The following is an 18,461-nucleotide window of genomic DNA, read 5'->3' as shown; positions in this document are numbered from 1 at the left end:
TTCATTCGGCCACTCCGGTGGGGTGGCCGATTCGATGACAATATTATGATGCAGGCGGCGTAAGCCGCTTGCTTATTACACAGAAATGTAGCAAATGGCGCGCGAGCGCGATTTGCGTGCCGCTTTGGACGACGAAGCGGTGACTGAACAAGCAAATAAGGTGGGCTAGAAGGCCCTGAAGACTGGATAGGGACGCCGGGCATCGGCGCCCTCTCGATCTTTGAAACCGGTGGTCCGCCTTAGGAAGAAAGAACAACCCGTGTCTTGTTGAGAGACATGTGGAAAACAAACACAAGGATAACGTCGAATGAACGGCCAAAATATCCGCATTCGCCTGAAGGCGTTCGATCACCGGATTCTCGATGCTTCCACGCGCGAGATCGTGTCGACGGCGAAGCGCACCGGTGCAAGCGTCCGGGGCCCCGTTCCGCTTCCGACCCGCATCGAGAAGTTTACGGTCAACCGGTCCCCGCACATCGACAAGAAGAGCCGCGAACAGTTCGAGATGCGCACGCATAAGCGCCTGCTCGACATCGTAGACCCGACCCCGCAGACGGTAGACGCGCTGATGAAGCTCGATCTCGCCGCCGGTGTCGATGTTGAGATCAAGCTCTGAGCTTGCTCGAGCTGAGTTGGAAGGATTGAACCGATGCGTTCAGGTGTGATTGCACAGAAGGTGGGAATGACCCGCGTCTACAACGACGCCGGCGAGCATGTCCCGGTAACGGTACTGCGTATGGACGGCTGCCAGGTCGTTGCCACGCGCACTGTCGAAAAGAATGGCTATACCGCAGTTCAGCTCGGTGCCGGCCAGGCGAAGGTAAAGAACACGTCGAAGGCGATGCGCGGCAACTTTGCCGTTGCCAACGTCGAGCCGAAGGCCAAGCTCGCAGAATTCCGCGTGTCGGAAGACAATCTGCTGGAGATCGGGACGGAGCTCAAGGCGGGTCACTTTGCCGCCGGTCAGCTCGTCGATGTGACGGGTACGACCATCGGTAAGGGTTTTGCCGGCGCCATGAAGCGCCACGGTTTCGGCGGTCTGCGCGCCACGCACGGTGTGTCGGTTTCGCACCGTTCGCACGGTTCGACCGGCTCGCGCCAGGATCCGGGCAAGGTTTTCAAGAACAAGAAGATGGCTGGTCACATGGGCCAGACGCGCGTCACGACGCAGAACCTGGAAGTGGTTTCGACCGACGAAGATCGCGGTCTGATCCTGATCAAGGGTGCTGTTCCCGGTTCCAAGGGTGCCTGGATCATCGTGCGCGACGCCGTCAAGTCGGCCGCGAAGTAAGGGAGCCAGATCAATGGAATTGAACGTCAAGACCCTCGAGGGAAAAGACGCCGGGAAGGTCTCCCTTTCGGACGAGATTTTCGGCCTCGAGCCCCGCGAAGACATTCTCGCCCGCGTTATCCGTTGGCAGCTTGCCAAGAAGCAGCAGGGCACGCACAAGGCAAAGGGCCGCGCTGAGGTTTCGCGCACCGGCGCCAAGATGTACAAGCAGAAGGGTACGGGCCGCGCCCGTCACCATTCGGCTCGCGCTCCGCAGTTCCGCGGCGGCGGCAAGGCCCATGGCCCGGTCGTTCGCAGCCACGAGCACGACCTTCCGAAGAAGGTTCGCGCACTCGGCCTTCGCCATGCCCTTTCGGCCAAGATCAAGGCCGATGACGTCATCGTCATCGACAACCTGGTCGCAGCTGAAGCCAAGACCAAGGCTCTCGCGTCTGCTTTCGAGACGCTCGGCCTGACCAACGCCCTCTTCATCGGCGGTGCAGAGCTTGACGGCAACTTCAAGCTTGCAGCGCAGAACATCCCGAACATCGATGTTCTGCCGATCCAGGGCATCAATGTTTACGACATCGTGCGCCGCGGCAAGCTCGTGCTTTCCAAGGCTGCGGTTGAAGCGCTAGAGGAGCGATTCAAGTGACCGATCTTCGCCACTACGATGTGATCGTCTCTCCGGCGATCACCGAAAAGTCCACGCTGGTATCTGAAAACAACCAGGTTGTTTTCAATGTCGCCAAGCAGGCGACAAAGCCGGAAATCAAGGCTGCTGTCGAGGCGCTGTTCGGCGTCAAGGTTACGGCCGTCAACACTCTGCTGCGTAAGGGCAAGACCAAGCGGTTCCGCGGTTTCGTCGGCAAGCAGAAGGACGTGAAGAAGGCTGTCGTGACGCTGGCTGAAGGCCAGACGATCGACGTCTCCACCGGTCTCTGAGGAATAAGAAAATGGCATTGAAAACATTCAATCCGACGACCCCGAGCCAGCGTCAGCTGGTCATCGTGGACCGCTCCTCGCTCTACAAGGGCAAGCCGGTCAAGGCGCTGACGGAAGGTCTGACCAAGAGCGGTGGTCGTAACAACCTCGGCCGCATCACGGCTCGCTTCATCGGTGGCGGTCATAAGCGCAGCTACCGACTGGTCGACTTCAAGCGTCGCAAGTTCGATGTCGAAGGCACGGTCGAGCGTATCGAATACGATCCGAACCGCACGGCTTTCATCGCGCTGGTGACCTATTCTGATGGCGAGCAGGCCTACATCATCGCTCCGCAGCGTCTCGCTGCCGGCGACAAGGTCATCGCTTCGGAGAAGGCTGTCGACGTCAAGCCCGGCAACACCATGCCGCTGCAGTACATCCCGGTCGGCTCCATCATCCACAATGTGGAAATGAAGCCGGGCAAGGGCGGTCAGATCGCCCGTTCCGCCGGTTCCTACGCGCAGCTCGTCGGTCGTGACCAGGGTATGGCGATCCTTCGCCTGAACTCCGGTGAGCAGCGCCTCGTAAGCGGCATCTGCCTTGCTTCGATCGGCGCCGTCTCGAACCCCGACCACGCCAACATCAACGACGGCAAGGCCGGTCGTACCGTCTGGCGCGGCAAGCGTCCCCATAACCGCGGTGTTGTCATGAACCCGGTCGACCATCCGCACGGCGGTGGTGAGGGCCGCACCTCCGGTGGTCGCCATCCGGTGACACCGTGGGGCAAGCCGACCAAGGGCAAGCGCACCCGGTCGAACAAGTCGACCGACAAGATGATCATGCGCTCGCGTCATCAGCGTAAGAAGTAAGAGAGGAAGTCTCCAATGGCTCGTTCAGTATGGAAAGGTCCGTTCGTTGACGGCTATCTTCTCAAGAAGGCTGAGAAGGTTCGTGAAGGCGGACGTGCAGAAGTGATCAAGATCTGGAGCCGTCGCTCCACGATCCTGCCGCAGTTCGTCGGTCTTACCTTCGGCGTCTACAACGGCAGCAAACATGTCCCGGTCAGTGTCAATGAAGACATGGTCGGTCACAAATTCGGTGAATTCTCTCCGACCCGCACCTACTACGGTCACGGCGCGGACAAGAAGGCGAAGAGGAAGTAACAATGGGCAAGGCAAAAGCCGAACGCCGGCTGAAGGACAACGAGGCGCAAGCAGTCGCCCGCACGCTCCGTGTCAGCCCCCAGAAGCTCAACCTGGTTGCTGCGGCCATCCGCGGCAAGAAGGTAGAGCGTGCACTCGCTGAGCTGGAGTTCTCCCGCAAGCGCATCGCGGGCGCCGTCAAGAAGACGCTCGAATCCGCGATCGCCAACGCCGAGAACAACCACGATCTTGACGTCGACGCGCTCGTCGTCGCCGAAGCCTACGTCGGCAAGTCGATCGTCATGAAGCGTTTCCACGCTCGTGGCCGCGGTCGCGCATCGCGCATCGAAAAGCCCTTCGCGCACCTGACGATCGTCGTTCGTGAAGTGCAGGCAGCAGAGGAGGCCGCATAATGGGTCAGAAAATCAATCCGATCGGTTTCCGTCTCGGCATCAACCGTACTTGGGATAGCCGCTGGTTCGCGGACAATGCCGAGTATGGCCAGCTGCTGCACGAAGACCTGAAGATGCGCAAGTTCGTCATGAGCGAACTGAAGCAGGCAGGCATCTCCAAGGTGGTCATCGAGCGTCCGCACAAGAAGTGCCGCGTCACGATCCACTCGGCCCGTCCGGGCCTCATCATCGGCCGTAAGGGCGCCGACATCGACAAGCTCCGCAAGAAGCTGTCGGACATGACCAATTCGGAAACGCACCTCAACATCGTCGAAGTGCGCAAGCCCGAAGTCGACGCGACGCTGGTCGCACAGTCGATCGCCCAGCAGCTCGAGCGCCGCGTGGCTTTCCGCCGCGCCATGAAGCGCGCCGTTCAGTCGGCAATGCGTCTTGGAGCCGAAGGCATCAAGATCACCTGCGCCGGTCGTCTCGGCGGTGCTGAAATCGCCCGTACTGAATGGTACCGTGAAGGTCGTGTGCCGCTGCACACGCTGCGCGCCGACATCGATTACGGCACGGCAGAAGCCGAAACCGCATTCGGTATCTGCGGCATCAAGGTCTGGATCTTCAAGGGCGAAATCCTTGAGCACGATCCGATGGCTTCCGAACGTCGCGCGCTGGAAGGCGATGCACAGGGTCCGGCAAGCCGCGAACGCGACCGTGGCGATCGTCGCCGCGAACGCGACAACGCGTAATTAGCGCTGGCGAAAGATAAGCTCGGAGAAGTAAGAAAATGTTGCAGCCAAAGCGTACTAAGTACCGCAAGCAGTTCAAGGGCCGCATCAAGGGCGTTGCCAAGGGCGGTTCTGACCTGGCATTCGGCGAATTCGGCTTGAAGGCTCAGGAGCCCAACCGCGTCAACGCACGCGAGATCGAAGCGGCCCGCCGCGCGATCACGCGCTACATGAAGCGCGCCGGCCGTGTATGGATCCGCGTGTTCCCGGACGTTCCGGTAACCGCAAAGCCGACCGAAGTCCGCATGGGCAAAGGTAAGGGCTCCGTTGAGTACTGGGCATGCAAGGTCAAGCCCGGTCGTATGATGTTCGAGATCGACGGCGTCAGCGAAGAGATCGCCCGTGAGGCGCTTCGCCTCGGCTCTGCCAAGCTCTCGGTCAAGACGCGCTTCGTACAGCGCATTGCAGAGTAAGGATTGAGCTCATGAAAGCCTCAGACGTTCGCGCGCTCAGCGCCGACCAACTCAAGGACGAGCTTGCCAAGCTGAAGAAGGAGCAGTTCAACCTGCGCTTCCAGAAGGCGACCGGCCAGCTCGAAAAGTCCTCGCGCATCAACGAAGTCCGCAAGGACATCGCTCGCGTCAAAACCATTGCCCGCCAGAAGGCGGCAGAAGTTAAGGCCTAAAGGAAGAAAAACATGCCGAAGCGCATCCTGCAGGGCGTCGTCGTTGGCGACAAGAACGAGAAGACGGTAGTGGTTCGCGTTGAGCGTCGTTTCGCTCACCCGCTGCTCCAGAAGACCGTTCGTCGTTCCAAGAAGTACAAGGCCCACGACGAAAACAACCAGTACAAGATCGGCGATACCGTATCCATCGAGGAATGCGCGCCGATCTCCAAGGACAAGCGCTGGACGGTCATTGCCGCCCAGGGCAAGTAACAGAATTTTGCGCGAGGCCTTGCGTCTCGCCGAAATATCTGTATGAAGCAGCGTCAGAACGCTCGAATGCCGGGCGTTCTTTTGCTTTGAGCGCACGGAAGGTCCCGTTCGGGAAACCACCCTGGCACGATCGACCCCGCGCTATTCAGCTATGCCGTGTTTTTGCCTGCCGTTACGGTGGGTTGGCCGGCGAACATTTTCATAAGCCGGGGTAGGGGGCTTAGGCCCAACCATTCCGGTAAACCAAGAAGGCGACCTGATATGATTCAGATGCAAACAAACCTCGACGTCGCGGATAATTCCGGCGCACGTCGTGTCATGTGCATCAAGGTGCTGGGCGGCTCGAAGCGCAAGTATGCCTCGATCGGCGACGTCATCGTCGTTTCGATCAAGGAAGCGATCCCGCGCGGCCGCGTGAAGAAGGGTGACGTGATGAAGGCGGTTGTCGTTCGCACCGCCAAGGACATCCGTCGTCCGGATGGCTCCGTCATCCGCTTCGACACCAACGCAGCAGTCCTAATCGACAACAAGAAAGAGCCGATCGGTACCCGTATCTTCGGACCGGTTCCGCGCGAACTTCGCGCCAAGAACCACATGAAGATCATCTCGCTGGCTCCCGAAGTACTGTAAGGAGCGAAGCGATGCAGAAGATACGTAAAGGCGACAAGGTCGTCATGCTCGCTGGCAAGGACAAGGGCCGCACCGGCGAAGTCGTTCAGGTCATGCCGAAGGAAGATCGTGCCGTCGTCCGTGGCGTCAACGTCGTGAAGCGCCACCAGCGCCAGACGCAGACCCAGGAAGCCGGCATCATCAACAAGGAAGCCCCGGTCCACCTGTCCAACATTGCAATCGTCGACAAGGACGGCAAGCCGACCCGCGTCGGTTTCAAGGTCGTTGACGGCAAGAAGGTCCGCGTGGCCAAGCGTTCTGGAGAAGTGATCGATGGCTGAGGCAAAATACGAGCCGCGGCTCAAGAAGGAATATGTCGAGCGCATCCGCAAGGCGATGCAGGAGAAGTTCTCCTACGCCAACGAGATGATGATCCCGAAGCTCGACAAGATCGTGATCAACATGGGTGTCGGTGAAGCGACCGCTGATTCGAAGAAGCCGACGGTTGCTGCCGCCGACCTCGCAGCGATCGCCGGTCAGAAGCCGGTCATCACCCGCGCACGCAACTCTATCGCAGGCTTCAAGGTCCGCGAAAACATGCCGATCGGCGCAAAGGTCACCCTGCGCGGCGCCCGCATGTACGAGTTCCTGGATCGCCTGGTCAACATCGCGCTTCCGCGCGTTCGCGACTTCCGCGGCCTGAACCCGAAGAGCTTTGACGGCCGTGGCAACTTCGCCATGGGCATCAAGGAGCACATTGTGTTCCCTGAAATCAACTACGACAAGGTTGATCAGATGTGGGGCATGGACATCATCGTTTGCACGACGGCGACGACCGACGACGAAGCACGGACTCTCCTGAAGGAGTTCAGCTTCCCGTTCCGTCAATAACCGTAACGACGAGCGTAGAAAAGGAACCTGACATGGCGAAGACAAGCGCAGTTGAAAAGAACAAGCGCCGCCGTAATACGGTCGCCAACCAGGCCGCAAAGCGGGCTGCGTTGAAGGCGATCATCATGAACCAGGCTCTTCCGATCGAAGAGCGGTTCAAGGCCTCGATCAAGCTGGCATCCCTGCCGCGCGATGGATCGAAGACCCGCATTCGCAACCGTTGCGAAGTATCGGGCCGTCCGCGCGCATACTACCGCAAACTGCGCATGTCGCGTATCGCGCTGCGTGAACTCGGCAATCTCGGCAAGGTGCCGGGCATCGTCAAGTCGAGCTGGTAAGGAGCAGGTTAGATGACAATGACTGATCCGTTGGGCGATATGCTCACCCGCATCCGCAACGGCGCTTCCCGCCGCAAGTCGTCGGTTTCGACGCCTGCATCCAAGCTCCGTGCGCGTGTTCTCGATGTCCTGCAGTCCGAAGGCTACATCCGTGGCTATTCCGTTGTCGATTTCGGCAATGGCAAGTCGGAGCTCAACATCGAGCTGAAGTACTATGAAGGCGCATCGGTGATCCGTGAGATCGGCCGTGTGTCGAAGCCGGGCCGCCGGGTTTATGTCTCGGTCAAGTCCATTCCGCAGGTCGCGAACGGCCTCGGCATCACCATCCTTTCGACTCCGAAGGGCGTGATGGCCGATCACCAGGCTCGCGAACAGAACGTTGGTGGCGAGGTTCTTTGCTCGGTCTTCTAAGATCGGGCAGGGATCTCCATAGCGAACAGACAGGATTGAAACATGTCTCGTATCGGTAAGAAGCCCGTTCAGGTGCCTGCTGGGATCACGGCTACGGTCGAAGGCCAGAAGGTTACCGCAAAGGGCCCGAAGGGCGAGCTGTTCTTCGTCGCTAACGACGAAATCAGCCTCAAGCTCGAAAACAACGCGGTCGTCGTGACGCCCGTAAACCAGTCCAAGGATGCGCGTTCGAAGTGGGGCATGTCCCGCACGATGATCGAAGGCATCTTCAAGGGCGTCAAGGATGGTTACGAGCGCAAGCTCGAAATCAACGGCGTCGGTTACCGCGCCGCCATGCAGGGCAAGAACCTGCAGCTGGCCCTCGGTTTCAGCCACGACGTGGTCTATGAACCGCCGGTCGGCATCTCGATCGCTGTTCCGAAGCCGACTGAAATCATCGTCAGCGGCATCAACAAGCAGCAGGTCGGTCAGGTTGCGGCCGAAATCCGCGAATATCGCGGTCCCGAGCCGTACAAGGGCAAGGGTGTCAAGTATGCCGACGAGCGGATCGTCCGCAAAGAAGGCAAGAAGAAGTAAGGATCACGCGAAATGGCTAGCAGGAAAGAAGCACTTGCACGTCGTGCCAACCGCGTGCGCCGTCATATCAAGTCGGTGGCCAATGGCCGTCCGCGCCTGTCGGTTCATCGCTCCTCGAAGAACATCTATGCCCAGATCATCGATGACGTGGCCGGCAAGACGCTTGCGTCCGCCTCCACCCTCGACAAGGATCTGCGCGGTTCTCTGAAGACCGGTGCCGATACCGCCGCCGCCGCCGCCGTAGGCAAGCTCGTCGCCGAGCGCGCCTCCAAGGCCGGTGTTACGGACGTCGTATTCGACCGTGGCGCCTTCATCTATCACGGCCGCATCAAGGCTCTCGCCGAAGCGGCCCGCGAAGGCGGTCTGACCTTCTGATCAGTTTCCGGCCGGGCGCTGTCGCTCCGGCCGGATTTTCGCCGGACCGCAGGCACTCCCTGGCAAGAAGGGGAGGCTAATGCGGTCCACATTCATTTGCCGATTGCACCCGGAAAAGAAAAAGGAAGAGGACAATGGCACAGGAAAGAAGGCCGCAGCGGGAAGACCGCCAGAGCCGTGAAGAGCGCGATAGCGAATTCGTCGACAAGCTGGTCGCGATCAACCGCGTCGCCAAGGTCGTCAAGGGCGGCCGTCGTTTTGGTTTCGCAGCACTCGTCGTCGTCGGCGACCAGAAGGGCCGCGTCGGCTTCGGCCACGGCAAGGCACGCGAAGTGCCGGAAGCCATCCGCAAGGCAACCGAAGCCGCCAAGCGGGAGCTGATCTTCGTACCGCTGCGTGATGGCCGCACGCTGCATCACGACGTCCATGGCCGCCACGGCGCCGGCAAGGTTCTGCTGCGCTCGGCCAAGGTCGGTACCGGCATCATCGCCGGCGGTCCGATGCGCGCCGTATTCGAAACGCTCGGCATGCACGACGTCGTCGCCAAGTCGACCGGTTCGTCGAACCCCTACAACATGGTTCGCGCCACCTTCGACGCTCTGAAGCACCAGGTTCACCCGAAGGACATCGCAGCTCAGCGCGGCATCAAGTATGCAACGCTGCAGGCTCGTCGTAGCGCCTCCGGCAACGCCTCTGAAGAATAAGAGGAGCTGACCAATGGCCAAGGCTACCAAGAAGGCTGAAGCGAAGACTGTCACGATCGAACAGATCGGCAGCCCGATTCGCCGTCCGGACGTTCAGCAGCGCACGCTGATCGGTCTCGGACTGAACAAGATGCACCGTCGCCGCACGCTGGAGGATACTCCTTCCGTTCGCGGCATGATCCGTGCTGTCCAGCATCTCGTTCGCATCGTCGACGAGAAGTGAGACGGAGGAAACGCTCATGAAACTCAATGAAATCAAGGACAACGAAGGCTCGACCCACAGCCGCAAGCGCCTCGGCCGCGGTATCGGTTCGGGCTCCGGCAAGACGGCTGGTCGCGGTGTCAAGGGTCAGAAGTCCCGTTCCGGCGTCGCCATCAACGGCTTCGAAGGCGGCCAGATGCCGATCTATCGTCGCCTGCCGAAGCGCGGCTTCAATAACATTTTCGCTTCCGACTTTGTTGTCGTGTCGCTCGGCCGCATTCAGGCGGCAGTCGACGCCGGCAAGCTCGACGCCAAGGCGACTGTTGACGCAGCTGCCCTGAAGGCTGCCGGGGTTATCCGCCGCGCAAAGGACGGCGTTCGCGTTCTCGCCGACGGCGAGCTCAAGGCCAAGATCACCATCGTCGTCGCGGGCGCTTCCAAGCCCGCCGTCGAGAAGATCGAAAAGGCCGGCGGCACGGTGACGCTGCTTTCGGCTCCGGCTGCAGCGGAATAATATCTGATGATATATCGCCCGGGGTGCTTCACACCGGGCGATTTTGCTCCCATATGTGGGCCTCACAAAGACTTGGCTGGCGCGCCCGCGTCACGCCGGTAAAACTGGAAAACTAGGGTGAGGCATGGGGTTGCGCTGCAATCCGTCCAAAACCCGGTTTTGAATTATTTTCATACTGATTCCGGGGCCGGCATTTCCCCAGAGACGCCGGAATTGGTAGGGCGGAGAATCGCATGGCTTCTGCAGCGGAACAATTGGCATCCAACCTCAATTTTTCGACCTTTGCCAAAGCCGAGGATTTGAAGAAGCGCCTGTGGTTCACACTGGCAGCTCTCCTCGTCTACAGGCTCGGCACCCATATCCCGCTTCCGGGTCTCAATCCCGAAGCCTATGCCCAGGCGTTCCGCGGCCAGGCAGGCGGCATTCTCGGCCTTTTCAACATGTTCTCGGGCGGCGCCGTTCAGCGCATGGCGATCTTTGCGCTCGGCATCATGCCCTATATCTCCGCTTCGATCATCGTGCAGCTGATGACGTCGGTCGTGCCGACGCTTGAAAACCTCAAGAAGGAAGGCGAGCAGGGTCGCAAGATCATCAACCAGTACACCCGCTACGGCACCGTCATTCTGGGTGCGCTTCAGGCTTACGGCATTGCGGCCGGCCTGGAGAGCGGCCAGGGCCTTGTCGTCGATCCGGGCTGGTTCTTCCGTATTTCCACCGTTCTGACGCTGCTCGGCGGCACGATGTTCCTGATGTGGCTCGGCGAGCAGATCACCTCGCGCGGTATCGGCAACGGCATTTCGCTGATCATCTTTGCCGGTATCGCAGCAGGCCTGCCGAGCGCTCTTGCCGGCACGCTTGAACTCGGCCGCACCGGGGCGCTGTCGACCGGCCTCATCCTGCTCGTCATCATTGTCGCAATCGCCGTCATCGGTGTCATCGTCTTCGTGGAGCGCGCCCAGCGCCGGCTGCTGATCCAGTATCCGAAGCGCCAGGTCGGCAACCGCATGTTCCAGGGCGATACGTCGCACCTGCCGCTGAAACTGAACACCTCGGGCGTGATCCCGGCGATTTTTGCCTCTTCGCTGCTGCTTCTGCCGGCGACAGTCGCGGGCTTTGCCAACACCACGGCCATGCCTGCCTGGGCGACGTCGATCGTTGCCGCCCTCGGCCATGGCCAGCCGCTCTACATGGTGCTCTATGCGGCGCTGATCGCCTTCTTCGCCTTCTTCTATACGGCCATCGTCTTCAATCCGAAGGACACGGCCGACAATCTGAAGAAGCATGGCGGCTTTATTCCCGGAATCCGTCCCGGTGAGCGCACCGCCGAATACATCGACTACGTGCTGACCCGTATCACGGTGATCGGCGCCATCTATCTCGTCTTCGTCTGCATCCTCCCGGAGATTCTGGTGTCGCAAACCGGCATTCCATTATCCCTTGGTGGGACTTCGCTTTTGATCGTGGTTAGCGTAACTCTTGATACGGTTGCACAGATCCAGGGTCACCTGATCGCGCAGCAATACGAAGGCCTGATCAAGAAATCGAAGTTGCGAGGAGGAAAGAGGGGGCGATGAGACTTATCCTTTTGGGGCCGCCGGGCGCGGGCAAGGGAACCCAGGCCCAGCGGATCGTGGAAAAGCACGGCATTCCGCAGCTTTCCACGGGAGATATGCTGCGTGCGGCGGTCAACGCCGGCACGGAGATCGGCAAGCGCGCCAAGGCGGTCATGGACGCCGGTAAGCTGGTCTCGGACGAGATCGTCATCGCCATCGTCTCGGAGCGAATCGATCAGCCCGATTGCGCCAACGGTTTCATTCTCGATGGCTTCCCCAGGACGCTCGTTCAGGCGGACGCCACCGAAGCGATGCTGAGAGCAAAGGGTCTTGGTCTCTCCGTCGTCATCGAATTCCGTGTCGATGATGCCGAATTGGTCCGTCGTGTTGCCGGCCGCTACTCCTGCGCCCAGTGCGGTAGCGTCTATCACGACACGGACAAGGTCCCGGCCAATGAGGGTGTGTGCGACAAGTGCGGCTCTACCCACTTCAAGCGCCGTCCCGACGACACTCCGGAGACCATGACGGCCCGGTTGCAGGTCTACTACAAGGAGACCTCACCGCTGATCGGTTACTACCATGCCAAGGGCAAGCTCAGGTCTGTCGACGGCATGGCTGAAATCGACCATGTGACTGCTGAGGTCGAAGCCATTCTTTCCAAGCTTTAAGGCTTGAAAATAAACTTGGCGGAAACGGTTGCTTTTCAGCAGTGATTCCGCTAAACACCGCGCCAACTCGCGACATTCCCTGCGATCGGCGCGGATTTCCCTGGGAAGTCCGGGTGCGGTCGTTTTGACATGTTACGGACATTAAATCTGAACGGGCGGCCCTGAGGGTCGCATAACGAAGCCCACTTGCCGGATGGCAACTGGAATGCAAGGAGAACAGGCGTGGCACGTATCGCTGGCGTCAACATCCCGACTGCAAAGCGCGTAGTCATCGCGCTGACCTACATTCACGGGATCGGTCCGAAATTCGCACAGGAAATCGTCGAGAAGGTCGGTATTCCGGCTGAGCGTCGTGTGCATCAGCTGACGGACGCTGAAGTCCTTCAGATCCGCGAAACCATCGACCGTGACTATCAGGTCGAGGGTGATCTTCGTCGCGAAACCGCGATGAACATCAAGCGTCTGATGGATCTCGGCTGCTACCGCGGCCTGCGTCATCGTCGCGGCCTTCCGGTCCGCGGTCAGCGCACGCACACCAATGCCCGCACCCGTAAGGGTCCGGCAAAGGCAATCGCTGGCAAGAAGAAGTAATTTCCGGGAAGCCGGGGTGGGGAGGCTGGCGGTCCGCGCCGGCCTCTTTTGAGTTTGGAGCGGGACCATGTAGGCGCCGTTCCGGTGTAGCCGCTGGTATTACGGCGGTGAAGAGATCAAAGAAAGGAATAGCATGGCTAAGGAAGCCGTCCGCGTTCGCCGTCGCGAGCGCAAGAATATCTCGTCGGGTGTCGCGCACGTTAACTCGACCTTCAACAACACGATGATCACCATCACCGATGCGCAGGGCAATGCGATCGCTTGGTCGTCGGCTGGCGCCAAGGGCTTCAAGGGTTCGCGCAAGTCGACCCCCTTTGCTGCCCAAATCGCTGCCGAAGACTGCGCCAAGAAGGCCCAGGAACACGGCATGAAGTCGCTGGAAGTCGAAGTCTGCGGTCCGGGTTCGGGTCGTGAATCGGCTCTGCGTGCGCTCCAGGCTGCAGGTTTCATGATCACGTCCATCCGCGACGTGACGCCGATCCCGCACAATGGCTGCCGTCCGCGCAAGAAGCGCCGCGTCTGATCATCGCTCTCGTCACCGGTGAGCGCCTTGGCGCTCCCGGTGGTTTTCAAGCTCGGTTGTCACGATTGGATGGTGGCAACGAACGGAAGGCAAACTCATGATTCAGAAGAACTGGCAGGAACTGATCAAGCCGAACAAGGTGGAGTTCTCCTCGAGCTCGCGCACCAGGGCGACGCTCGTCGCCGAACCGCTGGAGCGCGGCTTCGGCCTCACCCTCGGCAACGCGCTTCGCCGCGTTCTGCTCTCCTCGCTGCGCGGTGCTGCCGTTACGGCGGTGCAGATCGATGGCGTGCTGCATGAATTCTCCTCGATTCCCGGCGTCCGCGAAGATGTCACGGATATCGTGCTCAACATCAAGGAAATCGCCATCAAGATGGATGGCGACGACGCAAAACGCATGGTCGTGCGCAAGCAGGGCCCGGGCGTTGTCACGGCTGGCGACATTCAGACGGTCGGCGATATCGAAATCCTCAACCCCGAGCATGTGATCTGCACGCTCGACGAGGGCGCCGAGATCCGGATGGAGTTCACCGTCAACAACGGCAAGGGTTATGTTCCGGCCGAGCGTAATCGTGCGGAAGATGCTCCGATCGGCCTTATCCCGGTCGACAGCCTCTATTCGCCGGTCAAGAAGGTGTCCTACAAGGTAGAAAATACCCGCGAAGGACAGGTTCTCGACTACGACAAGCTGAACATGACCATCGAAACCGATGGCTCGATCACCGGCGAAGACGCCGTCGCTTTTGCGGCGCGCATCCTCCAGGATCAGCTTGGCGTCTTCGTCAACTTCGACGAGCCGCAGAAGGAAACCGAAGAGGAAGCAGTCACCGAACTTGCTTTCAACCCGGCTCTCCTCAAGAAGGTGGACGAACTCGAACTGTCGGTCCGTTCGGCAAACTGCCTGAAGAACGACAACATCGTCTACATCGGTGACCTGATTCAGAAGACCGAAGCAGAAATGCTCCGCACGCCGAATTTTGGTCGCAAGTCGCTGAACGAAATCAAGGAAGTTCTCGCATCCATGGGCCTGCACCTCGGCATGGAAGTGCCGGCATGGCCGCCCGAGAACATCGAAGATCTCGCCAAGCGCTACGAAGACCAATATTAAGAAAACAAAAGGCAGGCTCTTTCGGCTGCCTTTCCCCGTCAAACAGCAGGCATATCGCCTGCATGTGCCAGGAAACGGCAGGCCCGGTAACGAAGTAAGGGCACTGCATTAAAGGAGAATAGCAATGCGCCATGGTAAAGCCGGCCGCAAGCTGAATAGAACTGCAAGCCACCGCAAGGCGATGTTCGCCAATATGGCGGCTTCGCTGATTACCCACGAGCAGATCGTCACGACCCTGCCGAAGGCCAAGGAAATCCGTCCGATCGTCGAAAAGCTCGTCACGCTCGGCAAGCGCGGCGACCTGCACGCTCGCCGTCAGGCGATCTCGCAGATCCGCGATGCTGCCGTCGTCTCGAAGCTGTTCGACACGATCGCAACGCGTTACGCCACCCGCAACGGCGGCTACCTGCGCATCATGAAGGCCGGCTTCCGCCAGGGCGACAACGCCGCCATGGCCGTGATCGAGTTCGTCGACCGCGACACCTATGCTAAGGGCGCAGCCGACAAGGCCCGCGTCGCTGCCGAAGAGCAGGCCGTCGCCGCCTAAGTCTTCCGCTTCGGCGGATAGAAAACAGCCGGGCTCACAAAGCCCGGCTTTTTTCGTTTGTGCGACGGACGGTTGACTGGTCGAAGCATTCCGGTTTCGGGAGATGGCCGAAGGACGGGAACGCTGTCGCCGATCGTTCGCGCGTTAATCGGGTATGTGTATGTGCTGCTTGATATGTTTGAGATTTGCGACGATCGTGAAGGTCATGATCACCAGGAGGCACCACGAACTCCATTTTCCGATATCGACGGCAGACCAGGCGCCGATTTGGTTGGGATATCGCCAGATGCCGAAGAAGGTGCTGAGGTTTTCCGCAAGCCAGATGAAGAATCCTATGAGGATGAAGGCGACGAGCAGAGGCATCTTCCGATCGCGATCGTAGGGGCGGAAAATAATAGTGGTACGGGAGTAAAGACCGAGCGTGCAGGCGGCGATGTACCAACGATAATCGCTGAGATAGTGATGCGCAAAAAAGTTGGCGTAGATCGCTAGCGCCATCAGCCAGGCCATCCAGTAAGACGGGTGGTGCTTCACACGCAGGTCAAGCAATCGCCATGCTTGGATAACATAGCTGCCGACGGCGGCATACATGAAACCGGAAAACAGCGGGACGCCCAATAATTTCGTATAGGCGAAATCCGGGTAGCTCCACGACTGGATGCTACCCGACGTCTTGAAAACCTCCAGCGCAAAACCAATCAGATGAAAAAGCGAGATCGCCTTCAGCTCGTCGAAGGTTTCGAGTTTTGCCCAGATCATCAATGCCTGGATCGCAAGCGCAATTACCAGCAACAAGTCGTAGCGGGGAATATGAAAAAGGCCTGCCCGCGGAACCAGAAATACCGCCAGGAAGAAGAGACCGGCAAACAGGCATGCCCGAGCTTCTTTCACGCCAAAGTAAACGAACTCGACGACAAAGCGCTGAATGCCACTCCGTCGCAGATCGGCCGGCCGATCGATCAAGTGCCTGTCTAGTGAAGGAAGCAATCTTTGAAGCGTGGCAGCCTTTGACATGGCTCTTTCGAAATCCTGACCTGCATTGAACGAATCGCAGGCTATCAGTACCCCATCATGGCAAACAGTACTTGGCTTGATAATTCTGCGGCGGCGCGTTAGGCGGTTCAAACTGGCTGAGATTGTGATGGGATCTGCTCAAGTTGCGCGACATCTTTGAAATGCGTTCCCAATCGCGGTTCACTCATCTCGCGGCGCTGCTTTTGATTGTCGTGGCCGGGTTGGTGCTGAGACGGTTTGGCTACGCAGTCAAACTGCCTTTCGTCGTCGTCAAATATGGCGCATCGGCGCTCTGGGGAGCGATGGTCTATCTGCTCGTAGCGCTCATTGCTGCAAGGTCGCGGCCGGCAGTCGTTGCTGTCACGGCGCTGTTCATCGCGATTTCTCTGGAGTTGTTTCGGCTCTATCACACACCTTGGCTCGACGCGTTTCGGCTGACCACGGCAGGCGCGCTGCTGATTGGCCGGATATTCTCTCTTTGGAATATGGTGGCCTATGCCACCGGGATAGCCGCGGCCTGCGCGTTCGATCCCGCCCGTTGGGCGGCGATTGATCGCCGGTAGGCCTGCCGTCCTACGAAGCTGACGCCATCGCGCGATTGCGCGTCCGCCCCTGGTCCTTTTTCCGACTGCGCGCGATCGGCCGCCAGGAGCGGTAAAGGATGAGAGCGATGATCAACCCCACATAAATAAACTGCTCGAGATCGAGGATCTTGGTCGAAAGGGCAAAATGCAGAGCCCCGCAGGCGGCAATGATGGTGACGAGGCGGTGTAGCCAGATCCAGGTCGTACCGAGGCGACGAATCGAGAAATTATTGGATGTCACCGCCAGGGGAATAAGCATGGCAAGGCCAGCCATGCCGAACATGATGAACGGGCGCTTCAGCACGTCGTTGACGACGGCCTGAATATCCATCGCCTGGTCGAGCACCATGTAAACGGTGAAATGCATCAGCGCATAGTAGAAGGTCAAAAGGCCGAGAGCGCGGCGGTAGCGCAGATAATTCCAGCCGAACAACTCGCGGGCAGGGGACACTGCAAGTGTTGCGATCAGGAAGCGGATTGTCCAGATGCCGAGGAAGAGCTCAAAGGTCTTGACCGGATCGGCGCCGAGCTGATCGGTCGCGCCGAGATAGAAGGTCCAGGCGGCGGGCACGAACCCGACGACATAAAGCAGCCAGACGGAAGCGGGCTGCCAGCGCTTCGGGATGGCGAGCGACAGTTCCGCCATCAGAAATTCGCCTTCAGATCCATGCCGGCATAAAGGCTCGCCACCTCATCGGCATAGCCGTTGAAGGGCAGGGTGGGATGACGGCTGGCGCCGAAGAAGCCGCTTTCGCCGATGCGCCTCTCGCTCGCCTGGCTCCAGCGCGGATGGTCGACGGCTGGATTGACGTTGGCGTAGAAACCGTATTCCTGCGGATTGGTCACCTGCCAGGTGTTCTTCGGCTGCTGGTCGGTGAGCGTGATCCTGACGATCGACTTGATGCCCTTGAAACCGTATTTCCACGGCACGACGAGGCGGATCGGCGCACCGTTCTGGTTCGGCAGCGTTTCGCCATAAAGCCCGACGGCAAGCAGCGTCAGCGGGTGGCGCGCCTCGTCCAGCCGCAGGCCCTCGACATAGGGCCAGTCGAGCGACTGGAAGAAGCCCTTCTGCCCGGGCATCTCCTCCGGTCGCACGACGGTTTCGAAGGCGATATATTTTGCGCTGCCGAGCGGCTCCACCTTGTCGAGCAGCGCCGCCAGCGGAAACCCGTTCCATGGAATGACCATCGACCATGCCTCGACGCAGCGCATCCGATAGGTGCGCTCCTCGATCGGGAATTCCTTCATCAGCGCCTCGACGTCGAAGGTACCTGGCTTGTTGACCATGCCGTCGACCTTGACCGTCCAGGGCAGCGGCTTGAAATCGCCGGAGAGAGCGGCGGGGTCGCCCTTGTCGAGACCGAACTCATAGAAATTATTGTAGGTCGTGACGTCCTTGATCGGCGTCGTCTTCTCATCGACCTTGTACTTGGTCTCGACGGCGGAAAGGGCGGCCGCGCTGGCCTTTCCAGCGCCATAGAGCGCCATGGCGCCAAGCGTCGCTGCGCCCAGGAATTCACGGCGGCGCAGATAGATCTGGCGGGGCGTGATCTCCGACGACGCGATCTTTGGGGGGCGATAGTTTGGCATGTCGAAAACCTCCAGGGCGGATATTCCGAATATAGTCCTTAAACGAACCGCCCGCATGTTCGGATCAATTTCTATGCCTTGAATATTGCTGACAGGAAGCCAATTTTTTGTGTTCTGCTGTGATGGGATAGGGTGTAACCAAAGGCCCGCCGAACCGTATATATTCGAATGGCGCTCAACGCGCTTCTCCCGGCGGCGTACCGGATTTGGCCTTGCCGGTAGTGACAGCCCCCATCGATTGGATTAGGACAATTCCAAAAA

The 18,461-nt window shown here is 59.5% G+C and carries 31 protein-coding genes; 28 read left to right on the top strand and 3 right to left on the bottom strand.

Annotated elements, in window-relative coordinates:
• Positions 1-307 precede the first annotated feature (307 nt).
• The 27 genes from rpsJ (at position 308) to rplQ (ending at position 15,009) form a co-directional block, all read left to right on the top strand.
• The gene (rpsJ, locus tag AC13QO_RS25685; RefSeq protein WP_003547547.1) at positions 308-616 is read left to right on the top strand and encodes a 30S ribosomal protein S10; all 309 of its coding nucleotides are present in this window, start codon (positions 308-310) and stop codon (positions 614-616) included.
• Between the two features lie 33 nt (positions 617-649).
• Positions 650-1,291 (top strand): 50S ribosomal protein L3, encoded by a 642-nt coding sequence (gene rplC, locus AC13QO_RS25680; RefSeq protein ID WP_004674916.1) that lies wholly within the window; start codon positions 650-652, stop codon positions 1,289-1,291.
• A gap of 13 nt (positions 1,292-1,304) precedes the next feature.
• Positions 1,305-1,925 (top strand): 50S ribosomal protein L4, encoded by a 621-nt coding sequence (rplD, locus tag AC13QO_RS25675; RefSeq protein ID WP_004674918.1) that lies wholly within the window; start codon positions 1,305-1,307, stop codon positions 1,923-1,925.
• A complete protein-coding gene (locus AC13QO_RS25670) occupies positions 1,922-2,215 on the top strand; it encodes a 50S ribosomal protein L23 (protein ID WP_003547550.1) in 294 nt (97 codons plus the stop codon). The genes rplD and AC13QO_RS25670 overlap by 4 nt, the downstream gene beginning before the upstream one ends.
• Positions 2,216-2,226: 11 nt before the next feature.
• Complete coding sequence (gene rplB, locus AC13QO_RS25665) at positions 2,227-3,063, top strand: 50S ribosomal protein L2 (protein WP_064801905.1); 837 nt, start codon at positions 2,227-2,229, stop codon at positions 3,061-3,063.
• A gap of 15 nt (positions 3,064-3,078) precedes the next feature.
• A complete protein-coding gene (rpsS, locus tag AC13QO_RS25660; RefSeq protein WP_007531666.1) occupies positions 3,079-3,357 on the top strand; it encodes a 30S ribosomal protein S19 in 279 nt (92 codons plus the stop codon).
• 2 nt (positions 3,358-3,359) lie between these two features.
• A complete protein-coding gene (gene rplV, locus AC13QO_RS25655) occupies positions 3,360-3,749 on the top strand; it encodes a 50S ribosomal protein L22 (protein ID WP_004674922.1) in 390 nt (129 codons plus the stop codon).
• Positions 3,749-4,483 carry a 30S ribosomal protein S3 gene (gene rpsC, locus AC13QO_RS25650; protein WP_003573793.1) on the top strand — a complete coding sequence of 245 codons (735 nt, stop codon included), beginning with the start codon at positions 3,749-3,751 and terminating at the stop codon, positions 4,481-4,483. The genes rplV and rpsC overlap by 1 nt, the downstream gene beginning before the upstream one ends.
• A gap of 38 nt (positions 4,484-4,521) precedes the next feature.
• Positions 4,522-4,935 carry a 50S ribosomal protein L16 gene (gene rplP / locus AC13QO_RS25645; RefSeq protein WP_003573792.1) on the top strand — a complete coding sequence of 138 codons (414 nt, stop codon included), beginning with the start codon at positions 4,522-4,524 and terminating at the stop codon, positions 4,933-4,935.
• An 11-nt stretch (positions 4,936-4,946) separates the two neighbouring features.
• Positions 4,947-5,147, top strand: coding sequence for a 50S ribosomal protein L29 (rpmC, locus tag AC13QO_RS25640; protein WP_008521335.1), 201 nt, complete (start codon positions 4,947-4,949; stop codon positions 5,145-5,147).
• Between the two features lie 12 nt (positions 5,148-5,159).
• A complete protein-coding gene (gene rpsQ / locus AC13QO_RS25635) occupies positions 5,160-5,399 on the top strand; it encodes a 30S ribosomal protein S17 (protein WP_004674926.1) in 240 nt (79 codons plus the stop codon).
• A gap of 261 nt (positions 5,400-5,660) precedes the next feature.
• Positions 5,661-6,029 (top strand): 50S ribosomal protein L14, encoded by a 369-nt coding sequence (rplN, locus tag AC13QO_RS25630; protein WP_003573790.1) that lies wholly within the window; start codon positions 5,661-5,663, stop codon positions 6,027-6,029.
• An 11-nt stretch (positions 6,030-6,040) separates the two neighbouring features.
• Entirely contained in the window at positions 6,041-6,349 is a 309-nt protein-coding gene (gene rplX, locus AC13QO_RS25625) for a 50S ribosomal protein L24 (RefSeq protein ID WP_004674929.1), read from the top strand.
• A complete protein-coding gene (rplE, locus tag AC13QO_RS25620; protein ID WP_011424985.1) occupies positions 6,342-6,899 on the top strand; it encodes a 50S ribosomal protein L5 in 558 nt (185 codons plus the stop codon). Before rplX ends, rplE begins: the two co-directional genes overlap by 8 nt.
• 32 nt (positions 6,900-6,931) lie before the next feature.
• Positions 6,932-7,237, top strand: coding sequence for a 30S ribosomal protein S14 (rpsN, locus tag AC13QO_RS25615; RefSeq protein ID WP_018115514.1), 306 nt, complete (start codon positions 6,932-6,934; stop codon positions 7,235-7,237).
• Positions 7,238-7,249: 12 nt separating this feature from the next.
• Entirely contained in the window at positions 7,250-7,648 is a 399-nt protein-coding gene (gene rpsH, locus AC13QO_RS25610; protein ID WP_004674934.1) for a 30S ribosomal protein S8, read from the top strand.
• 42 nt (positions 7,649-7,690) lie between these two features.
• The gene (gene rplF, locus AC13QO_RS25605) at positions 7,691-8,224 is read left to right on the top strand and encodes a 50S ribosomal protein L6 (RefSeq protein WP_011424986.1); all 534 of its coding nucleotides are present in this window, start codon (positions 7,691-7,693) and stop codon (positions 8,222-8,224) included.
• A 12-nt stretch (positions 8,225-8,236) separates the two neighbouring features.
• Complete coding sequence (gene rplR / locus AC13QO_RS25600) at positions 8,237-8,599, top strand: 50S ribosomal protein L18 (RefSeq protein ID WP_011424987.1); 363 nt, start codon at positions 8,237-8,239, stop codon at positions 8,597-8,599.
• 134 nt (positions 8,600-8,733) lie between these two features.
• Positions 8,734-9,303, top strand: a complete 570-nt coding sequence (rpsE, locus tag AC13QO_RS25595; protein ID WP_003573784.1) for a 30S ribosomal protein S5 — start codon at positions 8,734-8,736, stop codon at positions 9,301-9,303.
• Positions 9,304-9,316: 13 nt separating this feature from the next.
• On the top strand, positions 9,317-9,526 hold the full coding sequence (gene rpmD / locus AC13QO_RS25590) for a 50S ribosomal protein L30 (protein ID WP_011424988.1): 210 nt from the start codon (positions 9,317-9,319) through the stop codon (positions 9,524-9,526).
• Positions 9,527-9,542: 16 nt separating this feature from the next.
• Positions 9,543-10,019, top strand: a complete 477-nt coding sequence (gene rplO / locus AC13QO_RS25585) for a 50S ribosomal protein L15 (protein ID WP_085777821.1) — start codon at positions 9,543-9,545, stop codon at positions 10,017-10,019.
• Between the two features lie 233 nt (positions 10,020-10,252).
• The gene (gene secY, locus AC13QO_RS25580; RefSeq protein WP_085777822.1) at positions 10,253-11,593 is read left to right on the top strand and encodes a preprotein translocase subunit SecY; all 1,341 of its coding nucleotides are present in this window, start codon (positions 10,253-10,255) and stop codon (positions 11,591-11,593) included.
• Positions 11,590-12,240 (top strand): adenylate kinase, encoded by a 651-nt coding sequence (locus AC13QO_RS25575; RefSeq protein ID WP_183706384.1) that lies wholly within the window; start codon positions 11,590-11,592, stop codon positions 12,238-12,240. Before secY ends, AC13QO_RS25575 begins: the two co-directional genes overlap by 4 nt.
• 222 nt (positions 12,241-12,462) lie before the next feature.
• Positions 12,463-12,831, top strand: coding sequence for a 30S ribosomal protein S13 (gene rpsM / locus AC13QO_RS25570; RefSeq protein WP_011424992.1), 369 nt, complete (start codon positions 12,463-12,465; stop codon positions 12,829-12,831).
• Positions 12,832-12,964: 133 nt separating this feature from the next.
• Positions 12,965-13,354, top strand: coding sequence for a 30S ribosomal protein S11 (gene rpsK / locus AC13QO_RS25565; protein WP_003547577.1), 390 nt, complete (start codon positions 12,965-12,967; stop codon positions 13,352-13,354).
• 97 nt (positions 13,355-13,451) lie between these two features.
• Positions 13,452-14,462, top strand: coding sequence for a DNA-directed RNA polymerase subunit alpha (locus tag AC13QO_RS25560; RefSeq protein WP_003547579.1), 1,011 nt, complete (start codon positions 13,452-13,454; stop codon positions 14,460-14,462).
• Positions 14,463-14,586: 124 nt separating this feature from the next.
• Positions 14,587-15,009, top strand: coding sequence for a 50S ribosomal protein L17 (gene rplQ / locus AC13QO_RS25555; protein WP_011424993.1), 423 nt, complete (start codon positions 14,587-14,589; stop codon positions 15,007-15,009).
• 144 nt (positions 15,010-15,153) lie between these two features.
• Here the strand turns inward: rplQ and AC13QO_RS25550 are convergent, their stop codons facing one another.
• Positions 15,154-16,023, bottom strand: a complete 870-nt coding sequence (locus AC13QO_RS25550; protein ID WP_488542244.1) for a DUF817 domain-containing protein — start codon at positions 16,021-16,023, stop codon at positions 15,154-15,156.
• Between the two features lie 161 nt (positions 16,024-16,184).
• On the opposite strand from AC13QO_RS25550, the gene AC13QO_RS25545 reads away from it, so the two are divergent.
• Positions 16,185-16,586: a ribosomal maturation YjgA family protein gene (locus AC13QO_RS25545; protein WP_488542243.1), complete on the top strand. Its 402-nt coding sequence runs from the start codon at positions 16,185-16,187 to the stop codon at positions 16,584-16,586.
• A gap of 10 nt (positions 16,587-16,596) precedes the next feature.
• Here AC13QO_RS25545 and msrQ read toward each other — a convergent pair whose 3' ends face one another.
• Positions 16,597-17,253, bottom strand: coding sequence for a protein-methionine-sulfoxide reductase heme-binding subunit MsrQ (gene msrQ, locus AC13QO_RS25540; RefSeq protein WP_488542242.1), 657 nt, complete (start codon positions 17,251-17,253; stop codon positions 16,597-16,599).
• A complete protein-coding gene (gene msrP / locus AC13QO_RS25535; RefSeq protein ID WP_488542241.1) occupies positions 17,253-18,200 on the bottom strand; it encodes a protein-methionine-sulfoxide reductase catalytic subunit MsrP in 948 nt (315 codons plus the stop codon). Before msrP ends, msrQ begins: the two co-directional genes overlap by 1 nt.
• Positions 18,201-18,461: the final 261 nt, after the last annotated feature.

It is taken from the genome of Rhizobium sp. CNPSo 3670, from assembly GCF_057784555.1.
Note: the sequence above shows the minus strand (reverse complement) of the source record. Positions and strands in the feature narration are given on the sequence as shown.